Origin of the sequence: Hydrogenophaga taeniospiralis CCUG 15921 (genome assembly GCF_001592305.1) — a bacterium.
GTDB lineage: Bacteria > Pseudomonadota > Gammaproteobacteria > Burkholderiales > Burkholderiaceae_C > Hydrogenophaga > Hydrogenophaga taeniospiralis.
In genome coordinates this window covers 48,722-64,940 of sequence record NZ_BCWR01000012.1, presented here as the reverse complement: position 1 = coordinate 64,940, position 16,219 = coordinate 48,722, and the positions used below count along the sequence as shown (strand labels likewise).

Here is a 16,219-nt window from a genome sequence, read left to right as displayed (position 1 = left end):
TCACAGGTCGGCGATGGTGCCATTCATGTCGACACAGGCCTTCACGGTGACGGCCTTGAAACCCATGCCTTTGCAGCTGTTCTGGCCCTTGCAGGCGTTTTCGGCGGTCTTGCAGTCGGCCGTGCCCTTGCAACTGTTCACGTTGTAGCAATGCACCTTGTCGCCGCCCGACAGGGCTTTGCCCGAGGCACCCTTGGGCAGGTCGGCGGCGGAAGCGATGCCGGCAAGCGCCAGGGCACCTGCGGCCAGCAGGAAGGAGGATGCGGATTTGGCGGAAGAGTGGCTCATGGGTAGCTCCAGAAGGATTGTTGAAGAAACAGCGGCTTGTTTGCTGCTGCTCCGTTATGTCTGGTGCCCTTCGGGTTTTCTTACAACCCAAGGCGTCTTTTTTCCACGCTGCTGGACATAACACATCCCCGTCGAATGCTCGCCTCAGTGATCCGTCGCATTTCAAGTCACATCCATCGCAGACCTACAAGCACAAGCGGGCACCCACCATGCCCCACCCGAACGGGTCCGACCACGAACGGCAACTGGTCGCGCAGCGCAGCGACCTGACGCGTTTCGCGCGCCTGCGGTGGCGCAACGATGCCCGGACCGTTCAGGCCAGCAGCGCCTGCGCGAATTCGCGTGCGTCGAAGGTTTCCAGGTCTTCGAGCTTTTCGCCCACGCCGATGAAATAGATCGGCACCGGCTTTTCCCGCGCGATGGCGCAGATCACGCCCCCCTTGGCGGTGCCGTCGAGCTTGGTGATGATCAGGCCGGTGAGCGCCAGCGCGTCGTCAAACGCCTTCACCTGCATGAGCGCGTTCTGGCCAGTGTTGCCGTCGATGACCAGCAGCACCTCGTGCGGCGCCGTGGCATCGGCCTTCTGCACCACGCGTTTGATCTTGCGCAGCTCTTCCATCAGGTGCAGCTGCGTGGGCAGGCGCCCCGCGGTGTCCACCAGCACCACGTCGCGTCCGCGCGCTTTGCCGGCGGTGACGGCGTCGAAGCTCACGGCGGCCGGGTCGCCGCCTTGCTGGGTGATGATCTCCACGGTGTTGCGGTCGGCCCAGATGGCGAGCTGCTCGCGCGCGGCGGCGCGGAAGGTGTCGGCCGCAGCCAGCAGCACGGTGGCGCCTTCGTTGGCCAGGTGCCGTGTGAGCTTGCCGATGGAGGTGGTCTTGCCCGCACCGTTGACGCCCGCGACCATGATCACCGTGGGTTTGTGCTCGCCGATCACCAGCGGCTTCTGCAGCGGCGCCAGCAGGTCGGCGATGGCGTCGGCCAGCAGGCCCTTGACGGCGGCCGGGTCGGTGGTCTTGCTGTCCTTGACGCGTTTTTTCAGATCGGCCAGCAGGTGCTCGGTGGCCTTGACGCCGGTGTCGGCCATCAGCAGCGCGGTTTCCAGCTCTTCGTAGAGCGCATCGTCGATCTGCGTGCCGGTGAACACCGTGGCGATGCCCGAACCGGTCTTGCGCAGCCCGGCCTTGAGTTTGTCGAGCCAGCCTTTGCGGGGCGCGGCTTCGCTCACCGCCGGGGCGGGCGCGGGGGACTGAGCCGCCTGCGTGGCGGCGGGAGGCAGCGCGGCCGGTGGCGAGGGAGGGGTGGGGGCTTTTTTGCGGAAGAACGAGAACATTTTTCAATCTCTAGAATCCATTGCATTCTATGAAACGCACCCTGCCCTTGTTTGACGCCCTCCGCGGTGCGCTTTTTCCAGCCCTGATCGGGGCTCTGATGGCCGGGCCGTCGCTGGCCCAGGCGCCCGCCGGGGAGCCGCCACAGCCTGTCATCACCACTGCCACGCCGGCCGCGCCCACCCAGGCGCAGACATTCACGCTGTCCAATGGCATGACCCTGATCGTGCGACCGGACCGGCGCGCGCCCACGGTGGCCCACATGCTGTGGGTGCGCGTGGGGGCCATGGACGAGGTGGACGGCACCTCGGGCGTGGCGCATGCGCTCGAACACCTGATGTTCAAGGGCACGCCCGACCTGCAGCCGGGAGAATTCTCGCGCCGCGTCGCCGCCCTGGGTGGGCGCGAAAACGCGTTCACCAGCCGCGACGCCACGGCTTACCACCAGCAGGTGCCCGCGAGCAAGCTGGAGGCCGTGATGCGGCTGGAGGCCGACCGTTTCGCGCACGCACGCTGGAGCGACGAGGAGTTCCAGCGCGAGATCGAGGTCATCAAGGAAGAGCGCCGCCAGCGCATCGAGGAGGCGCCGCGTGCGCGCATGTTCGAAGCGTTTAGCGCCATGGTCTTTCAGGCCAGCCCCTACCGGCGGCCGATCATCGGCTGGATGAGCGACATCGAGGCCCTGACGCCGCAGGACGCGCGCGACTTCTACCAGCGCTGGTACAGCCCGGCCAACGCGGCGGTGGTGATCACGGGCGACGTGGACGCGGCGCAGGTGCATGCTTTGGCCGAGAACATCTACGGCAGCCTGCCCGCGAGCGCCGTGCCAGCGCGCAAACCACGCGACGAGCCGCCCCAGGCCGGGCCGCGCCGGCTGGAATACCGCGCGGCCACCGAGCAGGCCATGGTGGTGCAGGCCTGGAAGACGCCGCGCTGGACCGGTGGCGACGATGCCGCCAACCAGGACGCATTGGCGCTGACCGTGCTGGCCGCCGTGCTCGACGGCTACAGCGGTGCCCGGCTGGAGCGCGCCCTGGTGCAGGGCCTGGGCACCGGGGGCCGGCGCATCGCCGACAGCGCTGGCGCTTCCTACGGCCTCATGGGCCGCGGGCCGCAGCTGTTCACGCTCAGCGCCGTGCCCGCCAAGGGCGTGTCCGCCGAGCGGGCCGCCACCGCGCTCAGGGACGAGGTGACGCGCATCGCACGCGAGGGCATCACCCAGGCCGAGCTGCAGCGCGTCAAGACGCAATGGACCGCGGGCGAAATCTACAAGCTCGACTCGGTGTTCAACCAGGCGCAGGAGCTGGGCAGCTACTGGATCAACGGCATGGACGTGAACGCCAGCACGCGTCTCATGAACCAGCTGCGCGGCGTCACAGCCGAACAGGTGCGCTCGGTCGCGCAACGCTATTTCAACGACGAGCAACTCACCACCGCCGTGCTGGTGCCCGACCCGAGCCGCCGCGAACCCACCGCGCCCAGGCCGGCCGGTCCGCGCCCGGCGCTGACGCGCCATTGAGTCGCCACCGGAAGCCACCGATGCCCCATTTGCGCTCCCCCCTCATCCGCCCGGGCCTGATCGCCACCGGCCTGCTGGTGCTCAACGCGCTGCTGCCAGCGCACGCGGCCATTCCCATCGAACACTGGACGCATGCCAGCGGTGCGCAGGTCTATCTGGTGCCCAGCCCGTCCCTTCCCATGCTGGATGTGCAGCTCAATTTCGACGGCGGCAGCCGCCGCGACCCCGCTGGGCAGGCCGGTCTGGCCAGTGCCACCGCCGATCTGTTGTCGGCGGGTGTGCTGGCCCACGCCGGCCAGCCCGCGCTCGACGAGAACCAGCTCAGCGAAGCCTGGGGCGACCTCGGGGCGCAATTTGGTGCCCAGGTCGGCGGCGACCGCTTTAGCGTGTCGTTGCGCAGCCTCACCGAGCCCGAGTTGCTGGAGCGCGCTGTGGCGCTGGCCGCGCGCCAGCTCGCCGCGCCGGCGTGGACGCCCAGCGTGTGGCGGCGCGATCGCGAGCGCATGCTCGCCGCCTTGCTCGAGGCCGAAACCCGGCCAGGCACCCACGCGAACCGCGCGTTCTCGCGCGCGGTGTACGGAACCCATCCCTATGGCCAGGAGGCGAAGGCCGAGACCCTGAACGCCATCGAGGTGGCCGACATGCGCCGGTTCTACCGCCGCCATGTGGTGGCCTGCCGGGCCCAGGTGAGTCTGGTGGGGGCCATCGACCGCGCGCGCGCCGACCGCATCGTGGGCCAGCTCATGGCAGCGGTGGCGCCGCACGGCTGCGAGGCGCTGCCGGTGGTGCCCGAGGTGGCGCCGCTGGCCCAGGCGGTCGAACAGCGCCTGCCGTTCGACGCCGCGCAGGCGCAGGTCTTGATCGGCCAGCCCGGTGTGGCGCGCAACGACCCCGACTTCTTTCCGCTGCTGGTGGGCAACTACATCCTGGGTGGCGGCGGCTTTGTCTCGCGTCTGACCACCGAGGTGCGCGAAAAACGGGGCCTGAGCTACAGCGTCTACAGCTATTTCGCGCCCGGCCTGCACGCCGGGGCGTTCCAGCTGGGCCTGACCACCCGCCCTGACCAGGCCGACCAGGCCATCGGCGTGGCGCGCGAGGTGGTGCGCGGTTTCGTGGCGCAAGGCCCGACCGAGGCCGAGCTGCAGGCCGCCAAGGACTATCTCGTCAACGGCTTCGCGCTGCGCATCGACAACAACCGCAAGCTGCTCGACAACGTGTCCAACATCGCCTGGCACGGCCTGCCGCTGGATTATCTGGACACCTGGACCGAACAGGTGCAACGGGTCGGCGTGGCCGACATCCGCCGCGCCTTCGCCCGCGTGCTGCAGCCCGATCGCATGGTGATGGTGACGGTGGGCGCCAAGCCTTGAGCGGCCGAGGTCGACGAGCTGGGGCCTGCTGCCTTTTAGGCAACGCTGAATAAGTCCCCGTGGATGCGGGCGCCTGCAGTCGGGATGGGCTGCAAGGCGCAAAACGCAGACGGGCCGGGCGGCCCGGCGAGGCTTTGCAACGCCGCAGACCGCCCGAGAGCAGGATGCCCGCGCCACGAGGGACTTGTTCAGCGTTGCCTTAAGCTAGCGGCATGAAAAAGCAACCCGGAACCACCCGCCGCCCGGCGGTGAACGCACCCCAGGAAGTTCGCATCATCGGCGGTCAGTGGAAGCGCAGCAAGCTGCCCGTGAGCGACCGGCCCGGCCTGCGTCCCACGCCCGCCCGGGTGCGTGAAACCCTGTTCAACTGGCTGGGACAGGACCTCTCTGGCCTGCGTTGCCTGGACGCCTTTGCCGGCACCGGCGCGCTGGGGCTGGAGGCGGCGTCGCGTGGCGCGCTGGAGGTGGTGCTGGTTGAGCAGGATCCGGGTCTGGTCCACCAGCTCAGCGCCACCAAGACCCGCCTGAAAGCCGATGCGGTGCGGGTGGAGCGCGGTGACGGCGTGGCCGCGCTGCGCCAGCGCAGCGGCCAGGGGCTGGACGTGGTGTTTCTCGACCCGCCGTTCGGCGACGACGGCAATGAGCCGCTGTACCAGGCCGCCTTGCAGGCGGCGCGCCAGGCGCTGCGCGACGACGGCCTGATCTACCTCGAAGCACCCCGCGCCTGGAGCGACGACGAGCTGGCCCGGCTGGGGCTGCAGTTGCACCGCCAGGGCAAGGCCGGTGCGGTCGCCTTTCACCTGTTGCGGCTATTGCCGGCAGAGTGATGCCGCCTGGGGCGCTCGCGCATAATCCCGGCCATGAACGTTTCCCTTTCCACGCCCGCGAGTGCGCCCCGCATCGCGGTCTACAGCGGCACCTTTGATCCGCTGACGCTGGGCCACGAAGACGTGACGCGCCGTGCCGCGCAGCTGTTCGACGAAGTGATCGTTGCGGTGGCCACGGCGCACCACAAGAAAACCCGTTTCAGCCTGCAGGAGCGCCTGGACATGGCGGGCGAGGCGGCGTCGCGCATGCCTGGGCGGGTGCGGGTGCTGCCGTTCGACGGGCTGATGATGGACTTCTGCCGCCAGCAGGGGGCCTGTGCCGTGGTGCGTGGCGTCCGCAACCTGACCGACTTCGACTACGAAGCGCAGATGGCGGCCATGAACCGCAAGCTCAACCCCGCCGTGGAAACCGTGTTCCTGCTGCCACAGGCCGAGCTGCAGTGCATTTCCAGCACCCTGGTGCGTGAGATTGCCTACCTGGGGGGCGACGTGTCGCAGATGGTGAGTGGGCCGGTGGCGCAGCGTCTGAAGCCGCAGCCCTTGCAGGCATGAGCCTCCATACCGGGGACAAATCATGGCCTTGATGATCACCGACGAGTGCATCAACTGCGATGTTTGCGAGCCGGAGTGCCCGAACGAGGCCATCTACCTGGGCCCGGAGATCTACGAGATCGATCCGTCCCGGTGCACCGAGTGCGTGGGCCACTTCGACGAGCCGCAGTGTGTGCAGGTCTGCCCGGTGAGCTGCATCCCGGTGAACCCGCAGCACGTGGAAAGCCGCGAGACCTTGTGGCAGAAATACCAGCGCCTGCAGAAGGCGGGTCAGCCTTTGTCGGCGGCCGGCAACCCGCCTGCTTCGGGCACCTGAGCCTTGGGCGCTTCGGCCGCGGGCGGACGCGGTGGCTTGGGGCGTGGCGGTTTGCTGGTGTGGATCAGCGCCATGGCCTTGTCCATGTCACCGGCGATCAATTGGGGCAGGGCCTTGAGACTGCGGTCCAACGCCTGAGCAATCGCGATGCGGTCGTCCGGCGACGGCTTCTTCAACACCCAGTTCGCCACCTCGTTCTTGTTGCCCGGGTGGCCGATGCCCACGCGCAGGCGCCAGTAGTCGGCGCTCCCGAGCTGGGCATGGATGTCACGCAGCCCGTTGTGGCCAGCGTGTCCGCCTCCTTTTTTGAGCTTGACCTCACCCGGCGGCAGGTCGAGTTCGTCGTGCACCACCAGCACCTCCTCGGGCGCGATCTTGAAAAAGCGCGCCAGCGAGCCCACGGACTTGCCCGAGAGGTTCATGAAGGTCTGGGGCTCGACCAGCCAGACGCTCTGGCCCGCCACGCTGGCGCGCGCCACCAGGCCAAAATGGCCACGCTCCATCTGCAGCGGGATCTTGAGCAGCCGCGCCGCTTCGTCCACCCACCAGAAACCGGCGTTGTGGCGCGTGTGTTCGTATTCGGGGCCGGGATTGCCCAGCCCGGCGATGAGTCGGATCATGCGCAGGATTATCGGCAGTTTGGTGCAGGCACGGAAAGTGAAACGGCCCGCCAGGGCGGGCCGTTTCAGGCAGAAACAGAAAGGTCCTGGGGGGACTTATTTCTTCTTCTTGCCCTTCTTGTCGTCGGCGGCGGCGACCACGGGAGCGGCCACCACTTCTTCGACCGGCTCCACCATGGTGGCCACGGTCAGGTCCTTGCGGCCATGCATCACGAGCTTCACGCCCTTGGTCAGCTTGATGTCGCCGGTGTGCACGGTAGCGCCCTTGGTGCATTCACCCAGGTCAACCGTGATGTGCTCCGGCAGTTGCGTGGCCAAGCATTCGATTTCGATCTCGGTCATCACGTGGTTGACCACGCACTTGTCGGTCTTGACCGCGGGGCTGTTTTCTTCGTTGATGAAGTGCAGGGGCACCTTCTTGCGCAGGCGGGTCTTGTCGTCCACGCGCTGGAAGTCCACGTGCAGCACCTGGGGCTTGTAGGGGTGGTACTGCACATCGCGCAGCAGCACTTTCTGCACTTGACCACCGAGTTCCATGTCGAGAATGGAGGCGTGGAACGCTTCCTTCTTCAAGGCATGCCACAGGGCGTTGTGATCGAGTTCGATCGTGGCGGCGGGTGCTTCACCGCCAAAAACGATACCGGGCGCGCGACCGGTGTTGCGCAGACGGCGGCTCGCACCCGTACCCTGCTTGGCGCGCTCAAAAGCGACAAATTGCATAACGTTCTCCAATGGAGGGGTTCCGCGACCAGAACGCCTCTGTTTCAAAAGAGCCACCCCCACCATGGAGGTCGCCCACTTTTTGCTGCCTTCAGCGCCTCTTAGAAGAGGTTGTCCTGATCGGCAAACAAACTCATGACCGACTCACCCGAGGCGATGCGCGCGATGGTTTCGGCCATCAGCGGCGCCACGGAGAGCTGGCGGATCTTGGAGCAGGCCTGGGCGGCCTGCGACAGCGGAATGGTGTTGGTCACCACCACCTCGTCCAGGGCGGTGCCCTTGGCGATGCGCTCGATGGCCGGACCCGAGAAGATCGGGTGGGTACAGTACGAGTACACGTGCTTGGCGCCGCGCTCCTTGAGCACTTCGGCGGCTTTGACCAGCGTGCCGGCGGTGTCGATCATGTCGTCCATGATCACGCAGTTGCGCCCGTCGATGTCGCCGATCACATGCATGACTTCCGACACGTTGGCCTTGGGCCGGCGCTTGTCGATGATGGCCATGTCGCAGTTGAGCTGCTTGGCCAGGGCACGCGCACGCACCACACCGCCCACGTCGGGTGAAACCACCAGCAGGTCGGAATAATTCTTTTGACGCAGATCGCCCAGCAGCACGGGCGAGGCGTAGATGTTGTCCACCGGGATATCGAAAAAGCCCTGGATCTGGTCGGCGTGCAGGTCCATGGTCAGCACGCGGTTCACGCCCACGGCCTGCAGCATGTTGGCCACCACCTTGGCACTGATGGGCACGCGGCTCGAACGCGGACGGCGGTCCTGGCGGGCATAACCGAAGTAGGGGATGACGGCCGAAATGCTCACGGCCGACGCACGCTTGAGCGCGTCAACCATGATGATGAGTTCCATCAGGTTTTCGTTGGTCGGGGCGCAGGTGGACTGGATCACGAACACGTGGCGAGCACGCACGTTCTGGGTGATTTCCACCGTGACTTCACCATCCGAGAAGCGGCCCACGTTGGCCGCGCCAAGTTGCGTGCCCAGATTCTGGGCGATCTCGGACGCCAATACAGGATTGGCGTTGCCGGTGAAAATCATGAAATCCGGGGGTTGAACTTGCATGGTGTTCCCAGCTGGATCGGCGGTCATCGGGGTCGGGCGGCACATGGCCGGGTGCTTGGCCATGCGGCATCAAGCCGCTGTGTGGTGTGTTGCAGAAAAACGGTGGCAGGGGAGGAAGGATTCGAACCTTCGCATGCTGGAATCAAAATCCAGTGCCTTAACCAACTTGGCGACTCCCCTACGCAGGACGCCTGTTTGACCGTGAGGCCGGACAGGCGACCAAATGTGTCGCAGGCTGCGCATCAACTGCCTGGGCTGCGTGCCGGCCGATTCTAATCGGTGCACCAGTCGAGCAATGGATGTGCATCCATGTTGCTGCATTCTCGAACCGTCCAGCCGCTGGGGGCGTCCGACAGGTCTTGCGACTGCAGCATTTGCGCAAATACAGCGGTGCCCGAGCCGGTCATGCGTCCCTGCAATCCATGGCCTTGAAGCCACCGAATGCAATGCCCCACATCGGGGCATAACGCCTGCGCCACGGGTTGCAGGTCGTTGTGCCCAAAATCCAGAAGACTCTGGATCTCACACGTCAACCGCTCACACGAATCGTTTGCAGCAAAGCCTTGGATTGTAGCAGTCTTTGTGTCCCGTTTCAAATCTGGCGAACTGAAAATGCGTTGTGTTGATGCCCCCCCCGGTGGTTTGACCACCACAAACCGGGCGGGCGGCAACGACAGCGGGCTCAGCTGTTCACCCACGCCTTCGACCCAGGCGTTGCGCCCGTCCAGGAAAAAAGGCACATCGGCACCGAGTTGCAAGCCAATGGCGGCGAGCTGAGCACGGTTCAGGCCCAGCCCCCAAAGCCGGTTGAGTGCCAGCAGGCAGGTGGCGGCGTCGGAAGAGCCTCCACCCAGGCCGGCCTCGGCCGGCAGGCGTTTCTCCAGTCCGATGTGCACGCCTTGTGTGCAGCCGGTGGCCTGTTGCAGGGCGCGAGCGGCGCGCACGCAGAGGTCTTCGGCGGGCAGAGGCGCGCCAGGTGTCAGGTCTTCGCGGCTGACGCCTGCATCGCGCCGCCACTCGAAGTGCAGACGGTCACACCAGTCGATCAGCATGAAGACCGACTGCAGCAGGTGGTAGCCGTCGGGTCGCCGCCCGGTGATGTGCAGGAACAGGTTGAGTTTGGCGGGGGCGGGAACGTCGTACAGCCGCAGCAGCGGCGTCCGGGACAAGGAAACGCTCATGGCTCGAAGACGATGCGCAGTTCGGCGGTGGGAGGAGGGCTGGTGCGCCGCGCAGTGATGCGGCCTTCGGCATGGCGAGCCAGGTCGACCTGCCAGCCGCTGGCGCTGCCGGCCTGGCCTTGCAGCCATTCGAACAAGGCGCCCACCGGCAGTGTGGTGCCGCCGAGCTCGGTGGTGAGTTCGTCCAGGCTGCTGCGCTGGGTGATCTGTCCACCCTGACGCAGCTCGGCCCCTTGAGGAGACCAGAGCACCGTGGCCAGCGTGGTGCCCAGCGGCGACGTGAGCTGGAGTTCACCGGTTTGCGCCGAACCCCGCAAGTCGAACCCCGCCGAGAAGGACTGTGGTGGATCGTTGTCGACCCGTAGTGCCAGCCGGCCGTTCCAGGCCGCCTCGCCGGGCGCCGCGGCTCTGGGTGTGGCGCAGGCGGTCAGCCATGCGGTGAGCAGCAGGACCATCCATCGCCCTGCGAGCACCAACGCTGGATGCGCTGCGCGCCTCATGGGTTGACGCGCAGTCGCTTGAGGGTTTCCTGCAGGGTCTCGTTGTCTCTGGCCAGCAGCAGACCTTCACGCCAGATTTTCAGCGCCTGTTCGCGCTGGCCCTGACTCCAGAGCACCTCGCCCAGATGGGCCGCGATTTCCGCGTCGGGGCGTTTGCCGTACGCGGCCTGAAGGATTTGCAGCGAGCGCTGGACATTGCCCAACCGGAACTCGACCCAGCCCAGGCTGTCCTGGATATAGGCATCGGTGGGTGCGAGTTCGACCGCTTTTTCGATCAATTGCTTGGCTTCGGGCAGGCGCAGTTTGCGGTCGGCCAGCGAATACCCCAGGGCGTTGTAGGCGTGGTGGTAGTCCGGCTTGGTCGCCATCAACTCACGCAGCAACTGCTCCATGACCTCGGGTTTGCCAGCCTTTTCAGCCATCATGGCCTGGTCGTACAGCAGCTCCACATCCTGTGGAAAACGCTTCACGGCTTCTCCGTACACCTCATAGGCCTGCTCCCAGGCCTTGAAGTCGCGCAGCAGTTGGCCTTCGGCCACCAGCTTGAGGCGCGCGTCTTCCGGCCGCCGCTCGGGCTGGTTGCGCAGCAGTGCTCGGGCCTGGGCCATCTGTCCCTGGCGGGCCAGCAGCGAGGCACGGCGCATCTGCGCGGCCATGATGTCGTCCGCGTTCTCGATGCGGTCCAGCCAGGCATTGGCGGCGGCGAAGTCGTTCCGCTTTTCGGCGATCTGGGCCATCAACAGATAGGCCTGGGTGAGGCCACGGGCCGAGCGCTCGTCGTTCGCCTGGCGTGCCAGGCCCATGTACTTTTCCAGCGACGCGGTGGCCTGAGGCAGTGCGTCGTCCTGTATTTGCAGGGTGGCCAGCAGCAGCCAGGGTTCGGGCAACTCGGGCTGGCGACCGGTGAGCAGGTTCAGCTGGTCGCGCGCTTCGGCGTTGCGCTGGAGGTCCAGCAGGATGCGCGCGTAGGTCAGCGAAACCGCGGGTCCGTTGGGCTCGGCGGGTGCAGCCACACGCAGGTGATCTCGCACCAGGGCCTCGGCCTCTGGTTGACCCAGTTCGAACAGTTCGAGCGCCAGCAGCGCGGGAAAGGGCGATGCCGGGTCGGCCGCATGTCCTTTCTGTGCCGACGCAAGGGCCTGGGGTTTTTGATCGAGCGCGAGTTCCATGCGACCCAATGTGGTCCATGCGGCGGCGGCATGCGCGCGCTGCTTGAGCGACGGACCCAGCGCTTCGCGAACCACGGTCAGCGCCTGGGATTTGTCGGCAACCCTGGCATAGGCCTGGGGAATCGCGTTGATGGCGTCGTTGCGCTCGGTCGGGCTGCTCTGCGCCAGGATGTCGCGCAAGACCGGGCCGGTTTCAGTGACCTGGTTGAGCGCCAGCAGGATCTGCCACACAAACCGGTTGGCTTCGACATCCTTGGGCAGATCCTTGGCCCAGGTGCGGGCAGCGGTCAGGGCGGCTTCGCCGGAGCGGGCCTGCAGGGCCACTTCGACCGCTCGGCGGTAGAGTTGGGCGTTGCGCTGCTGGCGCGCCGCATCCAGTATCAGGGAATAGCCCGCGCCGGGTTCCCCTGCAAGGACATTGAGTTCTCCGAGCAGCAATTGGTAGAACTGCGGCGCGTTCAAGGTGGAGTTGACCACCGGTTCAGACGGCTCCTCGGCGCCGACCACTGGTACGGGTTGCGGTGGGCTTTGTGCCCATGTGCCCAGACCTGAGCCGAGGAGGGCCGCCGCCAGCAACCACCGCGCTGGCCTGGCATGGGGCCGCAGCGGGAGTGCCGGATCCATGTGACTGGGAGCCTGGTTGACGCTGTGGTGCAGGGTATTCATTGGGTCATGATAATGGAAGGGTTCAGGGCGCCTTCTGTGTGATTCCTGTAACCCGCCCGGTGTTCCGGTCCCTCCAGAAAAAGCGCCTGCCCATGCCCGAACTTCCAGAAGTTGAAGTGACCCGCCGCAGTTTTGCCGACCGCATCGCGGGCGCGCAGGTGCGGAGCCTGCATCTGGGCAAGCCCCTGCGCTGGCCGCTGGGATGCGAGCCGTCCGAGTTGCAGGGACGCACGGTGCTGCAAGTGGCGCGGCGCGGCAAATACCTTCTGGTGCACCTGGACCGTGGGGTGCTGTTGTTGCACCTGGGCATGTCGGGCAGCCTGCTGTTCGCTCCTCGCCTGCCGCCGCCTGGGGTGCACGACCATTTCGAACTGGACACCAGCCGGGGATGTTTGCGTCTGCACGACCCCCGCCGGTTTGGCGCCGTGGTGTACGTGGCGTCGCTGGACGACCCGCGTGCGCGCAAGTTGCTGGCGGGACTGGGGCAGGAGCCGCTGGAGGCGGGCTTTGAACCGCTGTCCTTTCACCAGGCTTTGAGCCAGCGTCGCTCCAGCATCAAACAGGTGCTGCTGGCGGGCGATATCGTGGTGGGTGTGGGGAATATCTATGCTTCCGAAGCGCTGTTCATGGCGGGCATCCGTCCCACGCTGCGAGCCGATCGACTGAGCAAACCCAGGGCGGTGCGCCTGCACGCGGCCATCGTGGCGGTGCTGCAACGGGCGTTAGCCCTGGGCGGGAGCACCTTGCGCGACTTCTCCAGTGCGCAAGGCCAGAGCGGTTACTTCCAGCTCGATGCCATGGTCTACGGCCGCGAGGGGATGCCGTGCCGGGTCTGCGCCACGCCCATCCGGGCGATCCGGCAGGGGCAGCGGTCCACGTATTACTGCCCGATCTGCCAGAAGCCCTGAAAACCGCTCCGATGCTATATTGCCCTCACTCCAGAGAACACGGCACATGAGCTTCAACCAGGAATTTGACGACCACGGCGCATGGCGCAGGCAGTTTGCTTTGCGGCTCAAGTTGTTGTCCGAATGGCTGACCGATCACGACTTGATGGAAGCCGGCGTGAACGAGCGGCTTGACCAGTTGCACGCCCAGGTCAAGAACGACAAGATCATGGTGGCCTTCGTGGCCGAGTTCTCGCGCGGCAAGTCCGAGCTGATCAATGCGGTGTTTTTTGCCGGTTATGGCCGGCGCATCATGCCCGCGAGCGCCGGGCGCACCACGATGTGTCCGACCGAGCTCGGGTACGACGCGGAAGTGCCACCCTGCCTGCGGCTGTTGCCCATCGAGACGCGGCTGCAGCCCAAGTCCTTGCTGGACTGGCGCAATGCCCCGAACAAATGGGAACGTGTTGACCTGGACGTCAACGATCCCCAGCAGCTCGCGCGTGCGATCCAGAAAGTGGCCGAGGTGCGCCGCGTCAGCAAGTCCGAAGCGGCTGCGCTGGGCTTCTGGAATGAAGAGCTGCCGGACGACAACCCGTTGGTCGGGCCGGACGGCCTGATCGAGGTGCCGAAATGGCGCCACGCGCTGATCAACATGGCGCACCCGCTGCTCAAACAGGGCTTGGTGATCCTGGACACCCCGGGCCTCAACGCCATCGGCGCCGAACCCGAACTCACGGTCAGTCTGCTGCCGCAGGCCCATGCGGTGGTGTTCATCCTGGCGGCCGACACCGGTGTGACCAAGTCCGACCTGACGATCTGGCGCCAGCACCTGGCGGTGCAGGGCCAGGGCCAGGAGTCGCGTCTGGTGGTGCTCAACAAGATCGACACCATGTGGGACGCCCTCAGTTCGCCCGAACAGGTGCAACTGCAGATCGCCTCGCAACGCACCGATTCGGCCGACATCCTGGGGCTGTCGCCCAAGCAGGTGCTGGCGGTGTCGGCCCAGAAGGGCTTGCTGGCCAAGGTCAGTGGCGATGACAAGCTGCTCGAAGCGAGCAACCTGATGGAGCTGGAGTCGGCACTGGGCGTGGACCTGCTCGGTCAGCGCCGCAGGATTCTGAGCGCCGCAGTGGCGTCGGGCATCCAGGCGTTGCGGCAGGAGACCGGGCGTCTCGTCCACATCCGGGCGCGTGACCTGGTCGAGCAGATACAGGAGCTCGATGGTCTGCGCGGCAAGAACGCGGGGGTCATCAAACAGATGCGCCTGCGCATCGAGCAGGAGCAGGCCGATTTTGATGCCAGCGGTGCCAAGATCCACGCCGTGCGGTCGGTGCATCTGCGCCTGCTCAAGAACCTCTTTGCGCTGCTTGGCAGCACCCACCTGAAGGCTGAGGTGTCCGAGCTGTCGCGTGCGCTGAAACAGCCCGGTATCAAGCTCGGCGTGCGGCGCGCCTATGGCCATACCTTTGACCGCCTGCGCGCCGATCTGGCGCGCGCCGATACCTTGGCCGCCGAAATCCAGTCGATGCTGGAAGGCAGCTTCAAGGGTCTGAACGCCGAATACGGCTTTTCGCTCCAGCCGCCTTCTCCGCCCCAACTGGCCCACTATGCCAGGGACTTGGTGGCCATTGAAAAGAGCCACCTGCAGTACCTGAGCCTGGGCAATGCGCTGCGGCTGGCCCAGCCGGAGTTTGCCGAACGGCTGACGCGCGCGCTCATGAGCCGCCTGCGCGTGGTGTACGACACCGCCATGAATGAGGTGGAGCTGTGGAACAAGTCGGCCTCGGCCCAGCTTGACACCCAGCTGCGCGAACGCCGGCGCAATTTCGTCCGCCGCATTGAAGCCGTTTCGCGCATCCAGCAGGCCGCAGGCGGTCTGGATGGGCGCATTCGAGAACTCCAGTCCCACCAGACCGAACTCAATCTGCTGGACGCCAAGCTGGCGGAGCTGACCGACCACCTGCTGTCCGTTCCCGAAGAAGACCCCGCCGAAGCTGTTGCGGTATGAGCGCGGCGCTGGGCCGCTCCCAGGCCAGCTCGCACCGCGGCCTGCAGGGCGAAGGGACTCCCATGAACCCGTGCACGACTGCGGCTGAGGCGTTTCGGGCGCCGGACCTGCCACTCACTTTTGCCCGGCGCCTCATCGACTGGCAGCGCCAGTCCGGGCGCAGCGGCCTGCCCTGGCAGGGCACCCGCGACCCGTACCGGGTCTGGTTGTCCGAGGTCATGTTGCAGCAGACCCAGGTGAGCACGGTGCTGAGTTATTACCCGCGCTTTCTGGCGCGGTTCCCCGATGTGTTCGCCCTGGCCGAGGCGCAGGCCGATGACGTGATGGCCTTGTGGAGTGGCCTGGGCTACTACAGCCGGGCGCGCAACCTGCACCGCTGCGCCCAGGTGGTGGTGGCGCAGCACGGCGGGCTGTTTCCGGACTCGGCGCAGGGTCTGGAGGCGCTGCCCGGCATCGGTGCTTCCACCGCCGCGGCGATTGCCGCGTTTTGCCACGGCGAACGCATCTCGATTGTGGACGGCAATGTCCGGCGCGTGCTCACGCGCTTGATGGCCATGGACGCGGATCTGGCCCTGGCGTCGGCCCAGCACGAACTTTGGCAGCGGGCCCAGGCACTGTTGCCCGAGACCCCTTCAACCGAGGACATGACGGCCTACACGCAAGGCTTGATGGACCTGGGTGCCACGGTGTGCCTGCGGAGCCGGCCGCTGTGTGGGCGCTGCCCGGTGCAAGACCTCTGCGTGGCCCATGCCCAGGGGGTTCCGCAGAACTACCCGGTCAAGACCCGGTTGCTCAAACGGCGGCACGAGTCCTGGTGGCTGCTGTGGCTGCGCGGCCCGGCCACGGACGCGTCGGATCGGGTGTGGCTCGAGCGCCGGCCCGCGCGGGGTATCTGGGCCGGTTTGTATTGCCTGCCGGTGTTCGACAGCGAGGCTTCCCTGTTGGAGGCCCTGCCGCCGCACCTGCGCAGTGGCGTGCGCGCGCTGGAGCCGGTGTCGCACAGCCTGACGCACCGTGAGCTGCGTCTGCACCCGTTGTTGCTTGAGACCTCGGAGGCCATGGCCTTCGCCGCCGATCTGGGCGGGCAATGGGTGGATGAAGCGGCGCTGGCGCAATACGGACTGCCGGCGCCGGTGCGCCTGTTGCTCTCCCGCGATCTGCCCTGAGGCGACCGGAGAGCACAAGC

Annotated in this window: 16 protein-coding genes and 1 tRNA gene; 8 read left to right on the top strand and 9 right to left on the bottom strand. The window is 66.4% G+C overall.

The window, feature by feature from the left end:
* Together bufA2 and ftsY are read right to left on the bottom strand one after the other, a co-directional pair.
* Nucleotides 1-288 carry a BufA2 family periplasmic bufferin-type metallophore gene (bufA2, locus tag HTA01S_RS15860; protein WP_068173616.1) on the bottom strand — a complete coding sequence of 96 codons (288 nt, stop codon included), beginning with the start codon at nt 286-288 and terminating at the stop codon, nt 1-3.
* A 313-nt stretch (nt 289-601) separates the two neighbouring features.
* On the bottom strand, nt 602-1,621 hold the full coding sequence (gene ftsY, locus HTA01S_RS15855) for a signal recognition particle-docking protein FtsY (protein ID WP_068173614.1): 1,020 nt from the start codon (nt 1,619-1,621) through the stop codon (nt 602-604).
* Nucleotides 1,622-1,650: 29 nt separating this feature from the next.
* On the opposite strand from ftsY, the gene HTA01S_RS15850 reads away from it, so the two are divergent.
* From HTA01S_RS15850 to HTA01S_RS15830, 5 genes are all read left to right on the top strand, one after another.
* Entirely contained in the window at nt 1,651-3,138 is a 1,488-nt protein-coding gene (locus tag HTA01S_RS15850; RefSeq protein ID WP_068173612.1) for a M16 family metallopeptidase, read from the top strand.
* A 20-nt stretch (nt 3,139-3,158) separates the two neighbouring features.
* Nucleotides 3,159-4,508, top strand: coding sequence for a M16 family metallopeptidase (locus HTA01S_RS15845; protein ID WP_068173610.1), 1,350 nt, complete (start codon nt 3,159-3,161; stop codon nt 4,506-4,508).
* 212 nt (nt 4,509-4,720) lie between these two features.
* Entirely contained in the window at nt 4,721-5,335 is a 615-nt protein-coding gene (gene rsmD / locus HTA01S_RS15840) for a 16S rRNA (guanine(966)-N(2))-methyltransferase RsmD (RefSeq protein WP_068173608.1), read from the top strand.
* 33 nt (nt 5,336-5,368) lie between these two features.
* The gene (coaD, locus tag HTA01S_RS15835) at nt 5,369-5,887 is read left to right on the top strand and encodes a pantetheine-phosphate adenylyltransferase (protein WP_068173606.1); all 519 of its coding nucleotides are present in this window, start codon (nt 5,369-5,371) and stop codon (nt 5,885-5,887) included.
* Nucleotides 5,888-5,909: 22 nt separating this feature from the next.
* Nucleotides 5,910-6,203, top strand: a complete 294-nt coding sequence (locus HTA01S_RS15830; protein ID WP_068173604.1) for a YfhL family 4Fe-4S dicluster ferredoxin — start codon at nt 5,910-5,912, stop codon at nt 6,201-6,203.
* Here the strand turns inward: HTA01S_RS15830 and pth are convergent.
* The 7 genes from pth to HTA01S_RS15795 form a co-directional block, all read right to left on the bottom strand.
* Entirely contained in the window at nt 6,158-6,823 is a 666-nt protein-coding gene (gene pth, locus HTA01S_RS15825) for an aminoacyl-tRNA hydrolase (RefSeq protein ID WP_068173603.1), read from the bottom strand. The genes HTA01S_RS15830 and pth overlap by 46 nt on opposite strands.
* Nucleotides 6,824-6,919: 96 nt before the next feature.
* On the bottom strand, nt 6,920-7,543 hold the full coding sequence (locus HTA01S_RS15820) for a 50S ribosomal protein L25/general stress protein Ctc (RefSeq protein WP_068173601.1): 624 nt from the start codon (nt 7,541-7,543) through the stop codon (nt 6,920-6,922).
* A gap of 101 nt (nt 7,544-7,644) precedes the next feature.
* Complete coding sequence (locus HTA01S_RS15815) at nt 7,645-8,619, bottom strand: ribose-phosphate pyrophosphokinase (RefSeq protein ID WP_068173800.1); 975 nt, start codon at nt 8,617-8,619, stop codon at nt 7,645-7,647.
* A gap of 103 nt (nt 8,620-8,722) precedes the next feature.
* Nucleotides 8,723-8,799: transfer RNA gene (locus HTA01S_RS15810), tRNA-Gln, on the bottom strand.
* Nucleotides 8,800-8,891: 92 nt separating this feature from the next.
* The gene (gene ispE, locus HTA01S_RS15805) at nt 8,892-9,773 is read right to left on the bottom strand and encodes a 4-(cytidine 5'-diphospho)-2-C-methyl-D-erythritol kinase (RefSeq protein WP_157572144.1); all 882 of its coding nucleotides are present in this window, start codon (nt 9,771-9,773) and stop codon (nt 8,892-8,894) included.
* Nucleotides 9,774-9,796: 23 nt separating this feature from the next.
* Nucleotides 9,797-10,255 carry a lipoprotein insertase outer membrane protein LolB gene (locus tag HTA01S_RS15800; RefSeq protein WP_068173597.1) on the bottom strand — a complete coding sequence of 153 codons (459 nt, stop codon included), beginning with the start codon at nt 10,253-10,255 and terminating at the stop codon, nt 9,797-9,799.
* A gap of 41 nt (nt 10,256-10,296) precedes the next feature.
* A complete protein-coding gene (locus HTA01S_RS15795; RefSeq protein ID WP_245638101.1) occupies nt 10,297-11,931 on the bottom strand; it encodes a tetratricopeptide repeat protein in 1,635 nt (544 codons plus the stop codon).
* 296 nt (nt 11,932-12,227) lie between these two features.
* Here HTA01S_RS15795 and mutM point away from each other — a divergent pair, with 296 nt between their 5' ends.
* The 3 genes from mutM (at nt 12,228) to mutY (ending at nt 16,199) form a co-directional block, all read left to right on the top strand.
* Nucleotides 12,228-13,043, top strand: coding sequence for a bifunctional DNA-formamidopyrimidine glycosylase/DNA-(apurinic or apyrimidinic site) lyase (gene mutM, locus HTA01S_RS15790; protein ID WP_068173799.1), 816 nt, complete (start codon nt 12,228-12,230; stop codon nt 13,041-13,043).
* A 46-nt stretch (nt 13,044-13,089) separates the two neighbouring features.
* A complete protein-coding gene (locus HTA01S_RS15785) occupies nt 13,090-15,033 on the top strand; it encodes a dynamin family protein (RefSeq protein ID WP_068173594.1) in 1,944 nt (647 codons plus the stop codon).
* Between the two features lie 62 nt (nt 15,034-15,095).
* Complete coding sequence (mutY, locus tag HTA01S_RS15780; RefSeq protein ID WP_068173798.1) at nt 15,096-16,199, top strand: A/G-specific adenine glycosylase; 1,104 nt, start codon at nt 15,096-15,098, stop codon at nt 16,197-16,199.
* Nucleotides 16,200-16,219: the final 20 nt, after the last annotated feature.

What these genes read in the sequence shown, in the direction of transcription:
- mutY (WP_068173798.1), top strand. Translation starts at nt 15,096, where the DNA reads ATGAACCCGTGCACGACTGCGGCTGAGGCGTTTCGGGCGCCGGACCTG.
- rsmD (WP_068173608.1), top strand. Translation starts at nt 4,721, where the DNA reads ATGAAAAAGCAACCCGGAACCACCCGCCGCCCGGCGGTGAACGCACCC.
- ftsY (WP_068173614.1), bottom strand. Translation starts at nt 1,621, where the DNA reads ATGTTCTCGTTCTTCCGCAAAAAAGCCCCCACCCCTCCCTCGCCACCG.
- HTA01S_RS15785 (WP_068173594.1), top strand. Translation starts at nt 13,090, where the DNA reads ATGAGCTTCAACCAGGAATTTGACGACCACGGCGCATGGCGCAGGCAG.
- HTA01S_RS15845 (WP_068173610.1), top strand. Translation starts at nt 3,159, where the DNA reads ATGCCCCATTTGCGCTCCCCCCTCATCCGCCCGGGCCTGATCGCCACC.
- pth (WP_068173603.1), bottom strand. Translation starts at nt 6,823, where the DNA reads ATGATCCGACTCATCGCCGGGCTGGGCAATCCCGGCCCCGAATACGAA.
- mutM (WP_068173799.1), top strand. Translation starts at nt 12,228, where the DNA reads ATGCCCGAACTTCCAGAAGTTGAAGTGACCCGCCGCAGTTTTGCCGAC.
- HTA01S_RS15800 (WP_068173597.1), bottom strand. Translation starts at nt 10,255, where the DNA reads ATGGTCCTGCTGCTCACCGCATGGCTGACCGCCTGCGCCACACCCAGA.
- HTA01S_RS15830 (WP_068173604.1), top strand. Translation starts at nt 5,910, where the DNA reads ATGGCCTTGATGATCACCGACGAGTGCATCAACTGCGATGTTTGCGAG.
- HTA01S_RS15820 (WP_068173601.1), bottom strand. Translation starts at nt 7,543, where the DNA reads ATGCAATTTGTCGCTTTTGAGCGCGCCAAGCAGGGTACGGGTGCGAGC.
- HTA01S_RS15850 (WP_068173612.1), top strand. Translation starts at nt 1,651, where the DNA reads ATGAAACGCACCCTGCCCTTGTTTGACGCCCTCCGCGGTGCGCTTTTT.
- coaD (WP_068173606.1), top strand. Translation starts at nt 5,369, where the DNA reads ATGAACGTTTCCCTTTCCACGCCCGCGAGTGCGCCCCGCATCGCGGTC.
- bufA2 (WP_068173616.1), bottom strand. Translation starts at nt 288, where the DNA reads ATGAGCCACTCTTCCGCCAAATCCGCATCCTCCTTCCTGCTGGCCGCA.
- HTA01S_RS15815 (WP_068173800.1), bottom strand. Translation starts at nt 8,619, where the DNA reads ATGCAAGTTCAACCCCCGGATTTCATGATTTTCACCGGCAACGCCAAT.